Here is a 14728-nt window from a genome sequence, read left to right as displayed (position 1 = left end):
GAGTACGTTTCGCCAGTTCAAGGACTATCGCGGACTCCTGCGAATCATGGAAAACCCTAAGGTAGAGCACTGCTAATGCGGTTTGGGGCTTAAACCCCATCGAGAGTTCAAATCTCTCCGCCTCCGCTTTGACGAGGCCCTTCGCTCTAACCCAGCGAAGGGCCTTGTTGTGTTCGATCTGTCTCCGTTGCAGTTCCCGTTGCAGTTTTCCCGCGAACTCACAAAACCGCAGGTCAGCGGAACAGGGCTGCGCCCATCTGGTTCGCGGCGTCCTTCACGACCGCTTCAGCGACGTGCGTGTAAAGCTGTGTGGTTGTCACACGAGCGTGGCCGAGGACGGCTTGGATGGTGCGGATGTGAACGCCCATCTCGACGAGGATCGTCGCGGCGGCGTGGCGAGCGTCGTGAACGCGGTACTCAGGAACGCGGGCCTCGCGACAGAGCTCCTTGAAGTCCACCCAGTCGTGTGACCGCGGGACCGGCAGGCCCTTCGGTCCACAGTAGACGAGGTCCATGTCTACCCAGTCGTCGCCGGCTTCGAGGCGTTCCGAGTCTTGTTGGACGCGGTGCGCCCGCAGGAACGGCAAGAGTTCTTGAGGAAGATACGACAGGTGCTTGCCCCTGCCCTTCCGCTTACGGAACTCCCAACCGCCGCCAACCTTCTTAGGGCAGAGGTGGGCGTGACCGGTGCATCCCTTGATGCATCCCTTCGTGCGGCAGCGGTGCGACGCCACGTCGCACGTACTCGAACACCGGGGGCGGTGCTGGTGCTCGGAGCAGACCGGCTTGCACACCTGCTTGTGCCACTGCTCGCCGCAGCCGTGCTGATCGTCGCATCCATGGCGCCAGGGCACGCGCTGAATCTGCCACGAGGAGTCGACCGCGCCGGTTTCTAGATCTATGTACTGCCAACGAAGCCCTAGACATTCGCCCTGACGGTCAGCCGTGGCGAACGCGTGCAGCCAGCGGCATCCGTTCCGTCGGTTCTCCGCCGCCCTGATGAGGCTTCGAGCCTCCGCCTGGCTCGGCGGACGGATCTCGAAATCGCTTGGCTCGGGAGCGTCTATGAGCTTCGTAACGTTCTGGCCGACCTTGTCGCGGCGCATAGCGACGGTCAGTGCTCTGCCGAGGATCCGGTGGACCTTGAGAACCGTTGACGAGCTGAGGCCAGCGTCGTACATCGCAGTGTATGCGGCTTCCAGGTGTTCCGGCTGGAGCCTGTCGAGTCGGTGCTTGCCCAGGTGAGGCACAATCCAGTTGCGGTTTTTGCTTCTGTAGTCGTCCAGCGTGCGAGGCGCCATCTTGTTGGACCTCACCAAGATCTCGCAGATAGGGCCGAGGTACTCGGCCATCCACTTTTCGACAGTCGGCGGCCGGCCAGCCTTGTCGGGTTTCCCGGCGTCTCGCTGTGCTTCGAGCTTCCGGACCTTGTCGGTTACTGCCGTCTCGGTGTTGGCCTCACGGTGGCGGCGGTCAGGCGATCCGTCAGCCTTGACGCCCATGGTCACGTATCCGTGCCACTTGCCATCGGTCTTGCTCTTGTAGATCGAGGACCGGAGGTTAGGAACCCGGCCGCCGTCTACGTCCTCAGCGTCCTTCTTCTTGCGGGGCATGCGCTCTCCATGAAGATTCGTCCTATCGAGGTCACTGCACTCAGCTCGTCTCGGCCTGGTGGCGGAGCACGCTGGCGAGCGCGGCGCACTTCTGCTTGAACGTCATGCCGTGGGGCATCAAAACCTCGACGCGCTGACGCTTCGCATCCACCCGCGCGGCCACGGCTGGCGGTAGTGACGGCTCCTCGACGACGGTGATGACGATCTCCATGTCCCCCCTTGGGGCAACACCGACGTCCTTCGAACGCCAGTTCGATCTCGGGGTTGAAAGATCTAAGAGTACGCCGAGGGTGCGCGACTCGTCCAGTCAGAAAGGCGCAGGTCAGGGACGCTGTTAAGCGTCCCTTGTCACGACCCGTATATACGCTGAAGCGCTCAGCGAAGCCGCGCAGTACAAAGCCATGTCGGGTAATGCATGCCGACCGTGACAGAACGAGGACAACGGACGGTCCACCGCGCGTCAGTCGTCGCGGGTGTCGCTCCAGGCTTCGATCTGCCGGCGCCACCGCCGACGGTCGGCCTCGCTCATCGTCGCGAGGTGCGCCACGATGATCCGCACGTCGTCGCCCAGCTCCGTCAGTGTGCTGGCTTCGTAGTTCAACCACTGCCGCGCGGCGGCCTCGGTCACGAGGTTCAGCGGCTTGTTGAGACCCGCTGCCAGGGCGCGGATGGTCGGCAGTTCGGGCATTCGATCGACCTGCCCGCGAGCGAGGTTGTTGACCCACGAGCGGGACACGGTCTGTCCCGTCTCCGGGTCCCTGCTCCGATCCGCGATCTCTTGGTGCGTCAAGCCTGTGGCGAGTGCGCTCTGTACAAGGTCGGTCAGCGTCTCGCCAGACGGCGAAGGTGCGGCGGCGGCTGCCATCGATCGCCCTTTCGCTTCTGGATGGTCCCGGAGTCCCGGCGTTTTCCCGCACGGGAGCATCCGCCCGCGGTGCGGGCAGGTCCTCACAGCGTAGACGACTCATCCACAAGCGTGTATCTGCCTTGCCGTTTCTTTGCACGGGATCATTCATCCACGTTCGTGGACACGCAGTCCAGTGATGTGACACTATCGAGACCATCGATCTTCCGTCTCAAACGAGGAGGGATCACCGGTGTCGGATCCCAGGTTCCACCGGCTCATAGATAACGACCTGCTCAGCAAGCCTACGGTGCAGCTGGCGGGCGTGTCACCATCTTCAGTCAGGTCATTCTGTAAGGCGGCTTCCGCTTCGTCGACTCCGATCGGCGGCGCTGCGACGAGATCCACGAAGGTGGTCATAGCGCCGGGCTCGTGCGTCGTGGAGGTCGTCGACGTAGCCAAAGAGTCCTTGTTCGTGCCTGCCGCATCCACGATTGTGGATGTCTGGAACTGGCATGGAGACGACCCGGTCGGTGATGTCGCATGAGCGAGCCGCTCTTCTACACCTTCAAGGAAGCCGCAGATCAGCTCAGGGTCGGCCGGACGACCATGTTCACGCTCGTGAAGGACGGCGAGCTGACCGCGGTTCGAGTACGCGGCGCTCGGCGCATCCCTGCAAACATCCTCATCGCCTACCGCGACCGGCTCATCGCCGAGAGCCTCGCCGACCGGGAGGCTTCGTGAACAAGCAGCCGGGACAGCGCTCCACACTCGTTACCAGCAACGACCTGCTCGCCGCCGTCTACGCCGCGATCCCCGAGTGGGACCGCGACCTCGTCGAGGACGTCGTCGTTTCCTTCGGTTCTGACGGCGAGCCCTTCTCGGCCAACGACTTCCGTCACCTGCTGCCCGAGGCTGCACACCGGCACATCGGCGCGGTGCTGAACTCGATGTCGGCACGTCGCCCGGCGGCGATCGTCCCGGTCAGTGAGGTGCGCTCGACAGCCGCCTCGACCCACGGCAAGCCGGTCAAGGTGTGGCGTCTGGCCGAGGCGGGTGGTGCTCGTGCAAGCCGTTGAGACGGCTGGCGCGCTCATCGCCATCGCCGCCCTGATCGGCATGTGGCCGTGGGTCGCTCGCCGGATCGTCGAGGCAGCAGCCGACGCCCGCTGGATCCTCCGCCGCGGACCGCGATCCGCAGCGCCCGAGGGCGATGCAGACCTCGAAGTCATGCTGCTCGGCCCGTATATGACCCCGCGTGGCCATCACGATCACCTTGCCGACCGGTGGTCGGTAATCGCGGATGTCGCGGTGGTGGTCGGTCTGGAGCAGTCCGTTTCTCGTGTTCAGAGTGGGGGACGCGATGACGGCGCGTAGGGATGCCGCATCGACCTATGAGCAGGCGATCGGCACGGTGAGCCTGGAACTGCTCGGGATGCACAACGAGGCGCTGAGCCTGCTGTCTGACCTGATCCGGATAGGCCAGGCTGCGGCGATGGTCGAGGCGGTGGGCGTGTGGGTGGAGTTGGCACGCGCAGCCGTCTGGCCGGAGGTCGAGATCACCTCGGCGCGTCCGGTGGTGTCGAGCTTCGACGGCTTCGAGATGCCGATCGACGCCACACCGGTCGAGTACCGCTTCGTCGCCCGGCTGTTCGCTGCCTACCTGGCCAGGGATTTCGACGCGGTGATGGCGCTGTGGTTCGCGGGCTCGGGGTTCCCGCAGCCGGTGAAGTCGAGCTGCCTCGTGTTGGCGTTGCGGGTGACTGCGGCGTTGGTGGCCGCTCCGCACGACGCGGCGCCATTCTCTTGGGAGGTGGTCGCGTGATCACCATCGGTTCCTTGTGCTCCGGATACGGCGGACTGGACATGGCCGCCAAGTCCGTCCTCGGCGGACGCGTCGTCTGGCACGCCGAGAACCAAGTCCATGCCGCGATGGTGCTCGCTGCGCGCTGGCCCGACGTCCCCAACCTCGGCGACATCACCGCTGTTGACTGGGACGCCGTCGCCCCGGTTGACGTGATCGTGGCCGGTTTTCCCTGCCAGGACATCTCGACCGCTGGCAAGGGTGCCGGCATCGAAGGAGAGCGAAGTGGAATCTGGCGCAACGTCGCCGAAGCCGTTCGGATACTACAACCGGCATTTGTCTTCCTGGAGAACGTCGCCGCCCTCAGGGGGCGAGGGCTCGATCGTGTCGTCGGCGACCTGGCCGGCATCGGGTACGACGCGGCGTGGCTGTGCCTACGCGCGTCCGACGTCGGCGCGCCACACCAGAGGAACCGCATGTTCCTCCTCGCCTGGCCTGCCGACCCCGAAGGCGTCGGACACGGGGACGCCCGGACGCAGGGCGGGCAAGGGCTTCAGCCCGCCGTTGTCCCAAGTGGTGATCCGCTGCCTGTTCCAGACGCCGAGGGCGACCGACGGCACCAAGGGTTCACCAGGGCAGAAGTTCGGCACCGGGAAGGCGTCTCTGGCCGGACAGGTCACCCTGCTGCCGACGCCGACCGCGAACGAGCACACCGGGCCCGGATCGAACGGCCGGGCCGGCGGGCTGAACCTGCGCACGGCGGTCACACTGTTGCCGACCCCGACGGCGACCGCCTGGTGTCAGCGCATGGTCCCGAATCCCTCGCCGACCGGGATGAAGTACCTGGGTCACGAACTGCTGCGGTCGACTGGGCCGAGTACACAGCCGCCGTCCGACGCTGGGAGGCCCTGACCCGGCCAGCACCGCGCCCGCTTGAGCCGAACACCCGAGGCGACATGCGCCTGTCGGCGCGGTTCGTCGAATGGATGATGGGCCTTCCGGATGGGTTCGTGGTCGACGTACCCGACCTCCCACGCACCGCCGCCTTCCGCATCCTCGGCAACGGCGTCGTCCCGCAGCAGGCCGCCGAGGCCCTTCGCTTGCTGCTCACCGATTCCGTGGGGGAGGTCGCCTGATGCCGTGGGCGAAGTTCGACGACAGGATGCCGTCCAATCGCAAGATACGTCTGCTGTCCGACGCGGCGTTCCGACTGTACGTGTCATCGGTCTGCTGGTGCTCCGAGCAGCTCACCGACGGCCGGATCGCCGCCGAGGAACTGCGGATCGTCTCCGACGTCCGCGATCCCGAGGCGGCCGCCGACGAGTTGGTGGCGCGCGGGCTGTGGGAGGAGGCCGACGGCGGGTGGCTGGTTCACGACTTCCACGACTACAACCCGACCGCCGCCGCAGTGCGCGACGAGCGTGCGAAGGCGGCCGAGCGCCAGCGTCGGGCGCGGGACAAGGCGAAGGCATTACGGGTACCGTCACGGGCGCAGTCACGCCGTGACAGCGGCGTGACTCACGCGGACGGTGACGGGCACGCGTACCTGACGCATGCCGTCGAGGTCGTCATCGACGGCGAGACCGTGGCCTGCGACCTGGTCGAGCCCGAAGACGAGATCGACGTCGCCGACGGCCCGGACTTCTGCGAATCCGTGGTTAGCAGCGGGAATCCCGCCGATTTCGACCTGTCACGGTGTGAGTCACGCCGTGACGGTGGCGTGACTCACGCGGATGTCACGGCGGACGTTCGGTCCCCCCGACCCGACCCGACCCCTATATACGAAACCTCTCACGAGGTTTCGGCGCGTCCCGCGCCGCCGCTCGCGTTGGTCCACTCAGCGACCACGCCAGCTGTCCCTGACGGGCCGACCGCGCAGACGCTCTTGGCCGAGTACATCGATCACGTCCCGAAGCGCCCGCCGAGCCGCGTCCTCGGCCAGCTGGGACGTGAGTTGTCCGCGTTGCTGGCCGAGGGCGTCGCCCCCGACGACGTCCGCAACGGGCTGATCGCCTGGAGCCGCAAGAGTCTGCACCCCTCGACGTTGGCCTCGGTGGTCAACGAGGTCATGAACGCGCCCGCTGAGCGGGTCGCCAACGTCCCGGCGTCCCGCACTGCCGACATCCTCGACCGAGCCGAGACGCGTGCCCTGGCCGCCGAAGGAGCCTGATCGTGACCCCGAGCGAGACCGTCAAACTCCTGCGCATGGTGGCCGCCGCCTGCCCGGCGATGCGCATCGAGGAGCACACACCCGAGGCATGGCACATGATCCTCGGTGACCAGACCTTCGCCGACTGCGTTCAGGCTCTCCGCCTTGTCGCCCGAGAGCAGACGTGGATCGCACCAGCCGACCTGATCGCCGCGATCCGCCGCATTCGCGCCGAACGGATCGAGCGCGCGAACCTCGTCTACGAACCCGCTGGCGAGGAGTCCGCTCGCGATTTTTGCCGACGTCTGGCCACGATGCGCCGCACCGCGGCCGACGGAGACGTTCCGGCGCGATCGGTCACCTTCGCTCTGCCCGCCGGCGTCGCCGCGCCCCCAGACATCGCCGAGCGCGCGCACGCGCACCGCGCGGGACTCAAGGTCTTGCAAGTCGCCTGCCCGTTCTGCAAGTCGCCCGTCGGCTCTCCATGCCAACTCACCGCCGGACCGCGCGGACGCCGCCCGCACGGGGGCTCGCACCCCTCACGCAAAGAGCTGGCCGGGGTGAGCGCGTGAACCAGACTCGTGACACCGCGCGGACAGCGATGGCCTGGCAGCAAGCCGCGGCCTGCATCGGTGCCGACCCGGAGTGGTTCTTCTCGCCCGATCCGATCGAGACCGCCGCCGCCCGTTCCCTGTGCTCTTCGTGCCCGGTGAAGGCCGAATGCCTCGCGCATGCTGAAGGCACACCGGAATCGGCTGGCGTGTGGGGCGGTGTCGACCTCGACGAGCGACGCCGCATCGCACGCAGGAGGAAGGCGACCGCAGTTGTTCGATGACCCGCTCTACGCCACAGCCTTCGACCTCCAGGCCATCCGCACCGAATGGGGCGACCTGCTTACAGCCCGGCTGCACGGATCGCCGCGCCCTTGGGTCGAGCTCACCTTCACGGCCGAACAGCGCGCCAAGCGAGACGAACTCGCCCGTGTCGAACGCGTCGAGGCCGATCCCGATGCGCCGGGATGGTCCCCGGCACCGTGCCACATTGGGGTGGTCGACGTCATCAACGAGGTCACGATCGGGGTCCTGGAACTGGAGGCAGCGGTACGCGACCGGATCGGTTTCGGACCGGCCGAGCGTGCTTCGTCGGTACCGCGGTCCCGATACCTGCTCGACGGGCGCGGAACCTGGACCGAGGACCAGGAACCCGACGGCTCGGTCCACTGGGCCTGTGTGTGGATCGAGGACGCGATTCCCACCATCCGGGGAGTACCGGAGCTGGCCGAGCATGTCGCCGACGAGGCCCGCCGGCTCGCGCACCTGGTCCGCACCGCCTGCGGACAGGTCGCGCAAGGCTTCATCATCAAGTCAACGTGTTTCGTATGCGGCGGGATCAGCGCCGACGAGCCGGAAGGGGCGCTCACGCTGCGGCTCTACACCGCGACACGCCTGGTCGATGCCTACGTGCTCTGCCACAACCCCGAGTGTGACCCGAGCACCGCCGAGTGCGGCTCGTATCTGCGAGGACGCCCGATGTGGACCTCGGTCGAGCTGGAGTGGCTGAACGCCCGCCTCGACGATGCTGCGGTACACGGATCCCGCATGGCGGCATACCGGTGAGGAAGTACCCGAAGTACCGCGTCGATTCCGCGGCCTCCGAGCGCCCGACCGTCTGGTACCGCGATCCGGCACCAGCGACCGTCAGGTACCGGGCAGGTAGAAACCGGGAACCGAGGCCCGGCCCGGAAGAGGCCCAGTCGAATACCTGACAAACAGGCAGTCGAAGCGCCATGCTCGACCGACGCGACTATCACAGACCCCATACATAGAGCGGCCCCGGCGGTGCTGAAACACCCCGAGGCCAGGCACCGGAGGAGTCACTCTGATGCAAGACCACGGTACTGCCTTGCCCGAGCTTCCGCGAAGCGTTGTGAACATCGTCCGAATCGGCCTGCCGACCGCACTGATCGCCGCCGAGTTGCTGTCCTTCCCGAATCTGCACTCCCTCGCCCAGATCGCCGGATGGAACACCCTGCTCGCCTGGTTGCTGCCGGTCGCGCTGGATGTGTACATGACCGTCTCGGCCGAGGTCTGGCAGCACCTTCCCGAGACTCACCCGATCAGCAAGACCGCCGGCCGCAACGCCCGCTTCGCCCTGGCACTGACCGAGGGCGGCAATGCACTCAACCATCTGGCTACCACGCACGGCGGCCCAAGCCACCTGACACTCGTCCTGGCCGTGTCCGGGCTGCCACCGCTGGTCGTGGCCCGCCTGATGCGTCTGGCTTCGTTCCTGCCTAAGAAGGCACCAGCAGTAGTCGCAGATCAAAAGGACGATGTCGAGCCGGATGCCGAGACCGCTGAGCAACCCATCGTCAAGGAGAAGCCGACGCCGAAGCGGGTCCGGCCCGCGACCGGCAAGCGCGCGGCGATTATCGAGTACTACAACGCCGACCAGACCAACGGCATGCGCACTTCCTCGACCGTCATCGCCGAAGCAACCGGCGCGACCTCATCATATGTGCGTCGCCTATACCGCGAGCTTGACACCGCATACATGTCGGTTTGATCGGGATCCATATGTCGCCCTGACTCGTCAGGGCGACACGGCCGTCTCAGGCGGCGTAGGACGGACGGCCTCGGCGATGCGCCGCGCTGCCGCGTCGGGGTCCTCGTGTTCCCACACTCGCATGACGTGCCATCCTGCTGCGGCGAGGCGCTGATCGGTGTCGGCGTCGCGTTGCCGGTTCGCCTCGATCTTCTGGCTCCAGAACTCGGCGTTCTTCGTTGCGGCCCTGTAGTGCTCGGGGCAGCCGTGCCAGTAGCAGCCGTCCACGAAGACCGCGATCCGGGCCTTGACGAACACGATGTCGGCGGTCCTTCGAACTTCGCGGACTGGTCTTTGATCGATCTTGTAGCGAAGCCCGAGAGCGTGCAGTTCGGACCTGAGCCGCTTCTCGGGCTTCGTGTCCCTGCTTCGGTTGCCTCGCATCGTCGCGCGGGTGTCGATAGAGCTCGCCCACGATCCGCGTGCATCCGTCCGCGCTCCGTCTGCTGGCAGAGCCGCTCCTTGTTCTCGCGCCAAGTCCCATGCGTGTTGGAGATTCGCCAGTCGTGTCGGCTCACCCACCTCGCCGAGGTACTTCTCCCTAGTCTGACCACGATCCGACCAGCGCAGATAAGCGCGAATGCGCCGTGTCTTCGGGAACACGCGCAATGCCACGGAACCGAGTGCGATCCGTCCCTCATCGAGTGGAACAACCCGACGATCGTGCCCGCCAGCGGCTTCGTCCTGCTCACGGGCGGGTGAGACTCCACGCCCACGGCGCCATGCCTCAGGCGGCGGGCTCGACTCGTTCCAGCTCGATGTCACGCGGCCCGGCTCGATCCATCCTCGGACTCGGCCGACTCCGCGACCGAGCGTAAGGCGTCGGACACCGCCTCGGCGAAACGTTGGCCGAGCAGGACGGGTACGGCGTTACCGAGCTGGCGCATCTGCTCACCGCGCGGATCCACTGGTTCCCAGTCGTCGGGGAACGTCATCACGCGCGCCGTCTCCCGTACCGTCATGTAGCGGTGGTTTCCGTCGTCGAGCAGCATCACGGACTCGCCACCAGGGACGCCATGGACACCGGCCTTCACTGTCTTCGCTGGACGGTCGAGAAGGTTCGGGGTGTGGCCGGCGTAGATACGCGCGCCGGGCCAGCCGATGTGGTGCGATGCAGGTGACTGCGGGTGCTGCTTGTAGTCGATGAGGCCGGTCTGCGGCAGCGCCGGAAGTGCAGGGAACGCGTCCGGATTGCCCGTGATGGCGTCGCGGAGAGTGCGCCAGGGCTTGTAGCGGAGCTCCTCGTCTTCCGGATTGACGGTCGGGGTGCGCTCGATGACCTGCTTGCGCACTGCGGCCGGAACGCCCTTGTGGCGCCTCCAATATGGACTCTTCGGGTTGTGGAGCTCGTTGTTCAGCGCTGCCTCCGAGTGCGTCTTGCGGGGGCGGAACTTCTCCCACACCTCGGTGTCGATACCGAGATCCATCCGGAAGCCGACGATGATTACCCGGTTTCGGATCTGAGGCACGCCGAAGTCCGCAGCGTTGACGGGCGTCACGAACACGATGTAGCGCTTCGCGATCTCCTCGGCATCCGGCGGCTCGATCGCCTTCGCGGCGATGATCCGCTCGTTGTGTTCTTCCCAGGTCGTATCGCCGCGCTCGACGAACGGCATGCTCAGTTCGTTGACGATGTACTGGAAGTATGGCGCGAACGAAGGACGGAGTAGGCCACGAACGTTCTCGCAGATGAAAGCCTTCGGCCTTATCTGCCGGACAGCCTTGAAGAACTGCGGGAACATGTTGCGTTCGTCGTCGTGACCCTTGTGGTCACCGCCGAGGCTGAACGGCTGGCACGGCGGACCGCCGGCCAGGACGTCAACCTTGCCGGCAAGGTACCTAAAGTCCACATTCTGGACCGGGCCCTCGATCAAGGGCCACGGATCGTCGAGGCTTTCGGGGATGTGATCGGTTCCAAGCCACTTTGTCGCCCGATTCGCGCGCAAAGTCTCACATGCGCGCTTGGCGTATTCGTTCAGGAGCAAGTGACGGAATCCGGCCTCGTGAAGCGCCATCGCCAGTCCTCCGCCACCGGCGAAGAGCTCGACACTCGTACCGACCTCACGTTGGTCTTCACGCTGCTCAATCATGGCGAAAGCATACCGCGGAGTTGGTGATCAAGGTGCCATTTTGACCAAACCGAGACAACATGTCGGTGCATCCAGCGTTCCACGAACGCCAATCCTGGGTGCTGGGTCTGACAGCCTCCGATAAGGTGACCGCCAGCCGAGAGGATGGACTGAACGGGTGACCACTGGACTCTTTAACGACCCCTCCAGCTATAGCGCCGAGTTCCGACTGAGCATTACGCAGGCTCTCGGCGATCAGCTGCATGCCGAGATAGCCAAGCTGGCACCCGAGCCCCTGACCGAGACGGCGATCAACGCACTGCGTCCTGAGGGCGGCGTCTACCAGCTGTACCTGAACGGCAAGCTGATCTACGTCGGCAAGGCAGACAAGTCGCTACCCGATCGCCTGCACCAGCACCGACGCAAGCTCTCCGGGCGTGTCGGCATCTCCATCGAACAGATGACGTTCACATGCCTGTACGTCATCGAGGACCTGTCGGCGATGGCGCCTGAAGACCTGCTCATCAAGCACTACAAGGACGCCTCTCCCTGGAACAACAACGGCTTCGGCAACAAGGACCCCGGAAGGAACCGAGACCGAACCCTGGTCAAGGCCAGGCACTTCGACGCGCTGTACCCGATAGACCTCGACCACGAGGTTGAGGTGCCGGAACAGCATGCGAAGATCAAGGACTACCTGGAATCCCTTAAGTCTGTCCTGCCCTACAACCTTCGATACCACGAGTCGCTCAAGGCGAAGAACGGCATCGCCCTCACGCCGATCGTCAACGACCTGGGCAAGGCGCCCGCGCGGGAGCACTTCAAGAGGATCCTGGCGAGCCTGCCCGCCGGCTGGCAGCTCACCGCCCTGCCGGGCTACACGATCCTCTACGAGGAACAGCAGCAGTACAGCAGTGCGCTGGCATGGCTACGGCGTGTCGACAACAAGACCGACGCCGTGATCGAGACTGCCGGACCGCGGGTGTTCGACACCAAGGGCAAGGTCAACAACGGCGGGAACGGTGACGACGCCGACGATGAGAGCTGAGGCGCGTTGACGTAGGGGTTGTCCACAGGGCATTCTGATCATCGGTCGGTTTACCCTGCCCGCATTCAAGCCCCGACGCCATGCGCGTTCGGGGCTTCGTCGTTTCGAGCTGTTGTGAGGCCGCCGTGCCTCGTAAACGGCCATGCATTGACTGTGGACGTCTCCACCTGAGTCCCTCACGCTGCCCGCTCTGCCAGTACCGCTACGACCGTGCCCGTGACGAGCTACGCGGCTCGGCCTCGGCTCGCGGCTACGGCCACCGCTGGCGACGACTCGCCACACGGATCCTCGATGAGCACCGCGCGGCCTACGGAAACCTGTGTCCGGGCTGGATGCGCAAGGCTCACCGCGCCGAGGTTCTCACCGTCGACCACATCATTCCGCGAGCGGCTGGCGGCAGCGACGAGCGGTCGAACCTGCAAGTGCTGTGTCGGGTGTGCAACTCGGCGAAGCACACACATGTTGACATGGCCTAGCCGTATACCGGGGGCGGGTATATCTCGGCCGGTATGAATGCGCAGGACCCGGCCCCCAACCCCAAACACATCGCCGCGAAAGTCTGACCGGGGGGTCTGAGCCGATCATGACCACCGGACGACCGCCGACACCGACCGAGCGCAAGCGCCGGACCGGCAACCCCGGCAAGCGCGCCCTACCCGACGCCGCCGACTCGCCAGCGCTGCCCGCGCTCGCCCTGGACGCGCCCGATCACCTCGGCGCTGCGGGCCGCGCCGCGTGGATGCTGCTCGCCGCGGAATGCTCATGGCTGGCGCACACCGACCGGGTTTCGGTGGTGCTGCTGTGCGAGAAGCTCGACCGCCGCGCGGCATGGATCGCCCAACTCGCTGACGCCGACGAGGTGTTGCTGACCGACAAGGGCTACGCCTACCCGAACCCGCTGGTCGGGATGCTGTCCACCCTTGAGACCGAGATCGTCAAACTCCTGTCGCTGCTCGGCCTGACGCCGGCGGACCGCACGAGGATCGGCTTGGGCGAGGTGCGACGTGCCTCGAAGCTCGCCGAACTCCTCGCCGACCGGCACCGCCAGACCGACTACAGCCCTTGACGTCCCCGGCTGGCCGCCGCGGATCCTCACCCCGGTCGACCTGGCCGACCAGGCCCGCGGCGATGGTGCGCACGTCGCCCGGTTCATCGAGACCCTGTGCACCATCACCCGCGACACTTTCAGCGGGCGCACCGGCTCACACCTGGCGCTGCGACCGTGGCAACGGCTGTTGCTCGACCACGTCTTCGCCCGCCGCTCCGACGGCCGGCGCCGACACCGCGTCGCGCTGGTCGGCGAGCCGCGCAAGAACGGCAAGTCCGGTCTCGCCGCCGGCATCGCTCTTGAGGGACTGTTCGAGTGCCATGGCGCCGAGGTCTACTCCTGCGCCGGCGACCGCGAGCAAGCCCGCATCGTCTTCGGCGACGCGAAACGCATGGTCGACGCCGACCCCGACCTGTCCGCGGCGTGCAAGGTCTACCGCGACGCCATCGAGGTCGTCGAGCTCGGCAGCGTCTACCGCTGCCTGTCCGCCGAAGCCTTCACCAAAGAGGGTCTGTCCCCGACCCGCGTCGTCTTCGACGAGTTGCACGTTCAGCCCAACGACGAGCTGTTCAACGTCATGGCGTTGGCCGCTGGCGCACGGATTGACCCGCTGCTGTTCGCGATCACCACCGCCGGTGTCAAGACCGACACCTCGGGCCGCGACTCGGTGTGCTATCGGCTGTTCCAGTACGGGCAGCGCATCGCGACCGGCGAGGTTGACGACCCGTCGTTCTTCCTGGCCTGGTGGGGCGCACCGGACGACGCCGACCACCGCGACCCAGACGTCTGGGCCGACGCCAACCCCGCGCTCGGCGACCTGCTCGACCCCGAAGACCTCGCCGCCGCCGTCCGACGGACCCCCGAGGCCGAGTTCCGCACCAAGCGTCTCAACCAGTGGGTCAACACCGCCCAAGCGTGGCTGCCGGCCGGCGCGTGGGACGCATGCCGGACCGAAGACGGGCCGATCGGCGACGGCATCGAGGTCTGCCTCGGCTTCGACGGCTCGTTCAACAACGACAGCACGGCCCTGGTCGCCGTCACCTGCCCGACCCCGGTCGAGCCGACACCGGTCGTCGAGGTCGTGGCCTGCTGGGAACGACCGACCGAGGCCGGAAACGACTGGACCGTGCCCGTCCTCGACGTCGAGGACGCCATCCGTGCCGCCTGTCGCCGCTTCCAGGTCCGCGAGATCGTGTGCGACCCCTACCGGTGGGCGCGCACCTACCAAGTCCTCGAAGCCGAGGGCCTGCCGGTCGTCGAGTTCCCACAATCCGCCGCCCGCATGACCCCGGCGACCCAACGGTTCTACGAGGCCGTCATGAACGGCTCGATCGCACACGCCGGCGACCCGCGCCTCGCCCGACACCTGGCCAACTGCGTTCTGCGCGTCGACGCCCGAGGCTCCCGACTGTCCAAGGACGCCCGCAACAGCCCGCGCAAGATCGACCTCGCCGTAGCCGCGGTCATGGCGCTGGACCGAGCCGTTCGCGAACCGGAACGGGCACCCGACGTCGGGTTCTTCGCATGGGACGAGCTGTAAACGACACAG

The 14728-nt window shown here is 66.3% G+C and carries 19 protein-coding genes; 14 read left to right on the top strand and 5 right to left on the bottom strand.

The window, feature by feature from the left end:
- Positions 1-233: 233 nt before the first annotated feature.
- The 3 genes from KGQ19_RS18340 to KGQ19_RS18330 all read right to left on the bottom strand — a co-directional run bounded on the left by KGQ19_RS18340 (position 234) and on the right by KGQ19_RS18330 (position 2478).
- A complete protein-coding gene (locus tag KGQ19_RS18340) occupies positions 234-1613 on the bottom strand; it encodes a tyrosine-type recombinase/integrase (protein WP_212010406.1) in 1380 nt (459 codons plus the stop codon).
- A 40-nt stretch (positions 1614-1653) separates the two neighbouring features.
- Complete coding sequence (locus KGQ19_RS18335) at positions 1654-1824, bottom strand: hypothetical protein (protein ID WP_212010405.1); 171 nt, start codon at positions 1822-1824, stop codon at positions 1654-1656.
- Positions 1825-2073: 249 nt separating this feature from the next.
- Positions 2074-2478 (bottom strand): hypothetical protein, encoded by a 405-nt coding sequence (locus KGQ19_RS18330; protein WP_212010404.1) that lies wholly within the window; start codon positions 2476-2478, stop codon positions 2074-2076.
- Positions 2479-3000: 522 nt separating this feature from the next.
- Here KGQ19_RS18330 and KGQ19_RS18325 point away from each other — a divergent pair.
- The 10 genes from KGQ19_RS18325 (at position 3001) to KGQ19_RS18280 (ending at position 8975) form a co-directional block, all read left to right on the top strand.
- Positions 3001-3201, top strand: coding sequence for a helix-turn-helix domain-containing protein (locus KGQ19_RS18325; protein WP_212010403.1), 201 nt, complete (start codon positions 3001-3003; stop codon positions 3199-3201).
- Complete coding sequence (locus tag KGQ19_RS18320; protein ID WP_212010402.1) at positions 3198-3536, top strand: hypothetical protein; 339 nt, start codon at positions 3198-3200, stop codon at positions 3534-3536. The genes KGQ19_RS18325 and KGQ19_RS18320 overlap by 4 nt, the downstream gene beginning before the upstream one ends.
- Entirely contained in the window at positions 3523-3834 is a 312-nt protein-coding gene (locus KGQ19_RS18315) for a hypothetical protein (RefSeq protein ID WP_212010401.1), read from the top strand. The genes KGQ19_RS18320 and KGQ19_RS18315 overlap by 14 nt, the downstream gene beginning before the upstream one ends.
- Positions 3821-4282, top strand: coding sequence for a hypothetical protein (locus tag KGQ19_RS18310; protein ID WP_212010400.1), 462 nt, complete (start codon positions 3821-3823; stop codon positions 4280-4282). The genes KGQ19_RS18315 and KGQ19_RS18310 overlap by 14 nt, the downstream gene beginning before the upstream one ends.
- Positions 4279-5397 (top strand): DNA cytosine methyltransferase, encoded by a 1119-nt coding sequence (locus tag KGQ19_RS18305; RefSeq protein WP_212010399.1) that lies wholly within the window; start codon positions 4279-4281, stop codon positions 5395-5397. The genes KGQ19_RS18310 and KGQ19_RS18305 overlap by 4 nt, the downstream gene beginning before the upstream one ends.
- Positions 5397-6431, top strand: coding sequence for a hypothetical protein (locus tag KGQ19_RS18300; RefSeq protein ID WP_212010398.1), 1035 nt, complete (start codon positions 5397-5399; stop codon positions 6429-6431). The genes KGQ19_RS18305 and KGQ19_RS18300 overlap by 1 nt, the downstream gene beginning before the upstream one ends.
- Before the next feature lie 2 nt (positions 6432-6433).
- Entirely contained in the window at positions 6434-6982 is a 549-nt protein-coding gene (locus KGQ19_RS18295) for a zinc finger domain-containing protein (RefSeq protein ID WP_212010397.1), read from the top strand.
- A complete protein-coding gene (locus KGQ19_RS18290; protein WP_212010396.1) occupies positions 6979-7245 on the top strand; it encodes a WhiB family transcriptional regulator in 267 nt (88 codons plus the stop codon). The genes KGQ19_RS18295 and KGQ19_RS18290 overlap by 4 nt, the downstream gene beginning before the upstream one ends.
- On the top strand, positions 7235-8026 hold the full coding sequence (locus tag KGQ19_RS18285; RefSeq protein ID WP_212010395.1) for a hypothetical protein: 792 nt from the start codon (positions 7235-7237) through the stop codon (positions 8024-8026). Before KGQ19_RS18290 ends, KGQ19_RS18285 begins: the two co-directional genes overlap by 11 nt.
- Positions 8027-8291: 265 nt before the next feature.
- Positions 8292-8975, top strand: a complete 684-nt coding sequence (locus KGQ19_RS18280; RefSeq protein ID WP_212010394.1) for a DUF2637 domain-containing protein — start codon at positions 8292-8294, stop codon at positions 8973-8975.
- A 27-nt stretch (positions 8976-9002) separates the two neighbouring features.
- On the opposite strand, the gene KGQ19_RS18275 is transcribed toward KGQ19_RS18280, so the two are convergent.
- Both KGQ19_RS18275 and KGQ19_RS18270 read right to left on the bottom strand, forming a co-directional pair.
- Entirely contained in the window at positions 9003-9398 is a 396-nt protein-coding gene (locus KGQ19_RS18275; RefSeq protein ID WP_212010393.1) for a very short patch repair endonuclease, read from the bottom strand.
- A gap of 377 nt (positions 9399-9775) precedes the next feature.
- Positions 9776-11104: a DNA cytosine methyltransferase gene (locus KGQ19_RS18270; protein WP_212010392.1), complete on the bottom strand. Its 1329-nt coding sequence runs from the start codon at positions 11102-11104 to the stop codon at positions 9776-9778.
- A gap of 157 nt (positions 11105-11261) precedes the next feature.
- Between KGQ19_RS18270 and KGQ19_RS18265 the strand changes: the two genes are divergently transcribed.
- The 4 genes from KGQ19_RS18265 (at position 11262) to KGQ19_RS18250 (ending at position 14719) form a co-directional block, all read left to right on the top strand.
- Positions 11262-12131 carry a GIY-YIG nuclease family protein gene (locus KGQ19_RS18265; RefSeq protein WP_212010391.1) on the top strand — a complete coding sequence of 290 codons (870 nt, stop codon included), beginning with the start codon at positions 11262-11264 and terminating at the stop codon, positions 12129-12131.
- Positions 12132-12211: 80 nt separating this feature from the next.
- The gene (locus KGQ19_RS52835) at positions 12212-12607 is read left to right on the top strand and encodes an HNH endonuclease (protein ID WP_368862120.1); all 396 of its coding nucleotides are present in this window, start codon (positions 12212-12214) and stop codon (positions 12605-12607) included.
- Between the two features lie 107 nt (positions 12608-12714).
- Positions 12715-13197 carry a P27 family phage terminase small subunit gene (locus KGQ19_RS18255; RefSeq protein WP_212010389.1) on the top strand — a complete coding sequence of 161 codons (483 nt, stop codon included), beginning with the start codon at positions 12715-12717 and terminating at the stop codon, positions 13195-13197.
- Positions 13136-14719: a terminase TerL endonuclease subunit gene (locus tag KGQ19_RS18250; RefSeq protein WP_212010388.1), complete on the top strand. Its 1584-nt coding sequence runs from the start codon at positions 13136-13138 to the stop codon at positions 14717-14719. Before KGQ19_RS18255 ends, KGQ19_RS18250 begins: the two co-directional genes overlap by 62 nt.
- The last annotated feature ends 9 nt before the right edge of the window (positions 14720-14728 follow it).

This window comes from Catenulispora pinistramenti, assembly GCF_018274385.1.
GTDB classification, from domain to species: domain Bacteria; phylum Actinomycetota; class Actinomycetes; order Streptomycetales; family Catenulisporaceae; genus Catenulispora; species Catenulispora pinistramenti.
Note: the sequence above shows the minus strand (reverse complement) of the source record. Positions and strands in the feature narration are given on the sequence as shown.

Excerpts from the sequence above, each read along its gene's own strand:
- KGQ19_RS18280 (WP_212010394.1), top strand. The coding sequence starts at position 8,292 with ATGCAAGACCACGGTACTGCCTTGCCCGAGCTTCCGCGAAGCGTTGTG.
- KGQ19_RS18330 (WP_212010404.1), bottom strand. The coding sequence starts at position 2,478 with ATGGCAGCCGCCGCCGCACCTTCGCCGTCTGGCGAGACGCTGACCGAC.
- KGQ19_RS18255 (WP_212010389.1), top strand. The coding sequence starts at position 12,715 with ATGACCACCGGACGACCGCCGACACCGACCGAGCGCAAGCGCCGGACC.
- KGQ19_RS18300 (WP_212010398.1), top strand. The coding sequence starts at position 5,397 with ATGCCGTGGGCGAAGTTCGACGACAGGATGCCGTCCAATCGCAAGATA.
- KGQ19_RS18325 (WP_212010403.1), top strand. The coding sequence starts at position 3,001 with ATGAGCGAGCCGCTCTTCTACACCTTCAAGGAAGCCGCAGATCAGCTC.
- KGQ19_RS52835 (WP_368862120.1), top strand. The coding sequence starts at position 12,212 with ATGCGCGTTCGGGGCTTCGTCGTTTCGAGCTGTTGTGAGGCCGCCGTG.
- KGQ19_RS18275 (WP_212010393.1), bottom strand. The coding sequence starts at position 9,398 with ATGCGAGGCAACCGAAGCAGGGACACGAAGCCCGAGAAGCGGCTCAGG.
- KGQ19_RS18310 (WP_212010400.1), top strand. The coding sequence starts at position 3,821 with ATGACGGCGCGTAGGGATGCCGCATCGACCTATGAGCAGGCGATCGGC.
- KGQ19_RS18270 (WP_212010392.1), bottom strand. The coding sequence starts at position 11,104 with ATGATTGAGCAGCGTGAAGACCAACGTGAGGTCGGTACGAGTGTCGAG.
- KGQ19_RS18340 (WP_212010406.1), bottom strand. The coding sequence starts at position 1,613 with ATGCCCCGCAAGAAGAAGGACGCTGAGGACGTAGACGGCGGCCGGGTT.
- KGQ19_RS18335 (WP_212010405.1), bottom strand. The coding sequence starts at position 1,824 with ATGGAGATCGTCATCACCGTCGTCGAGGAGCCGTCACTACCGCCAGCC.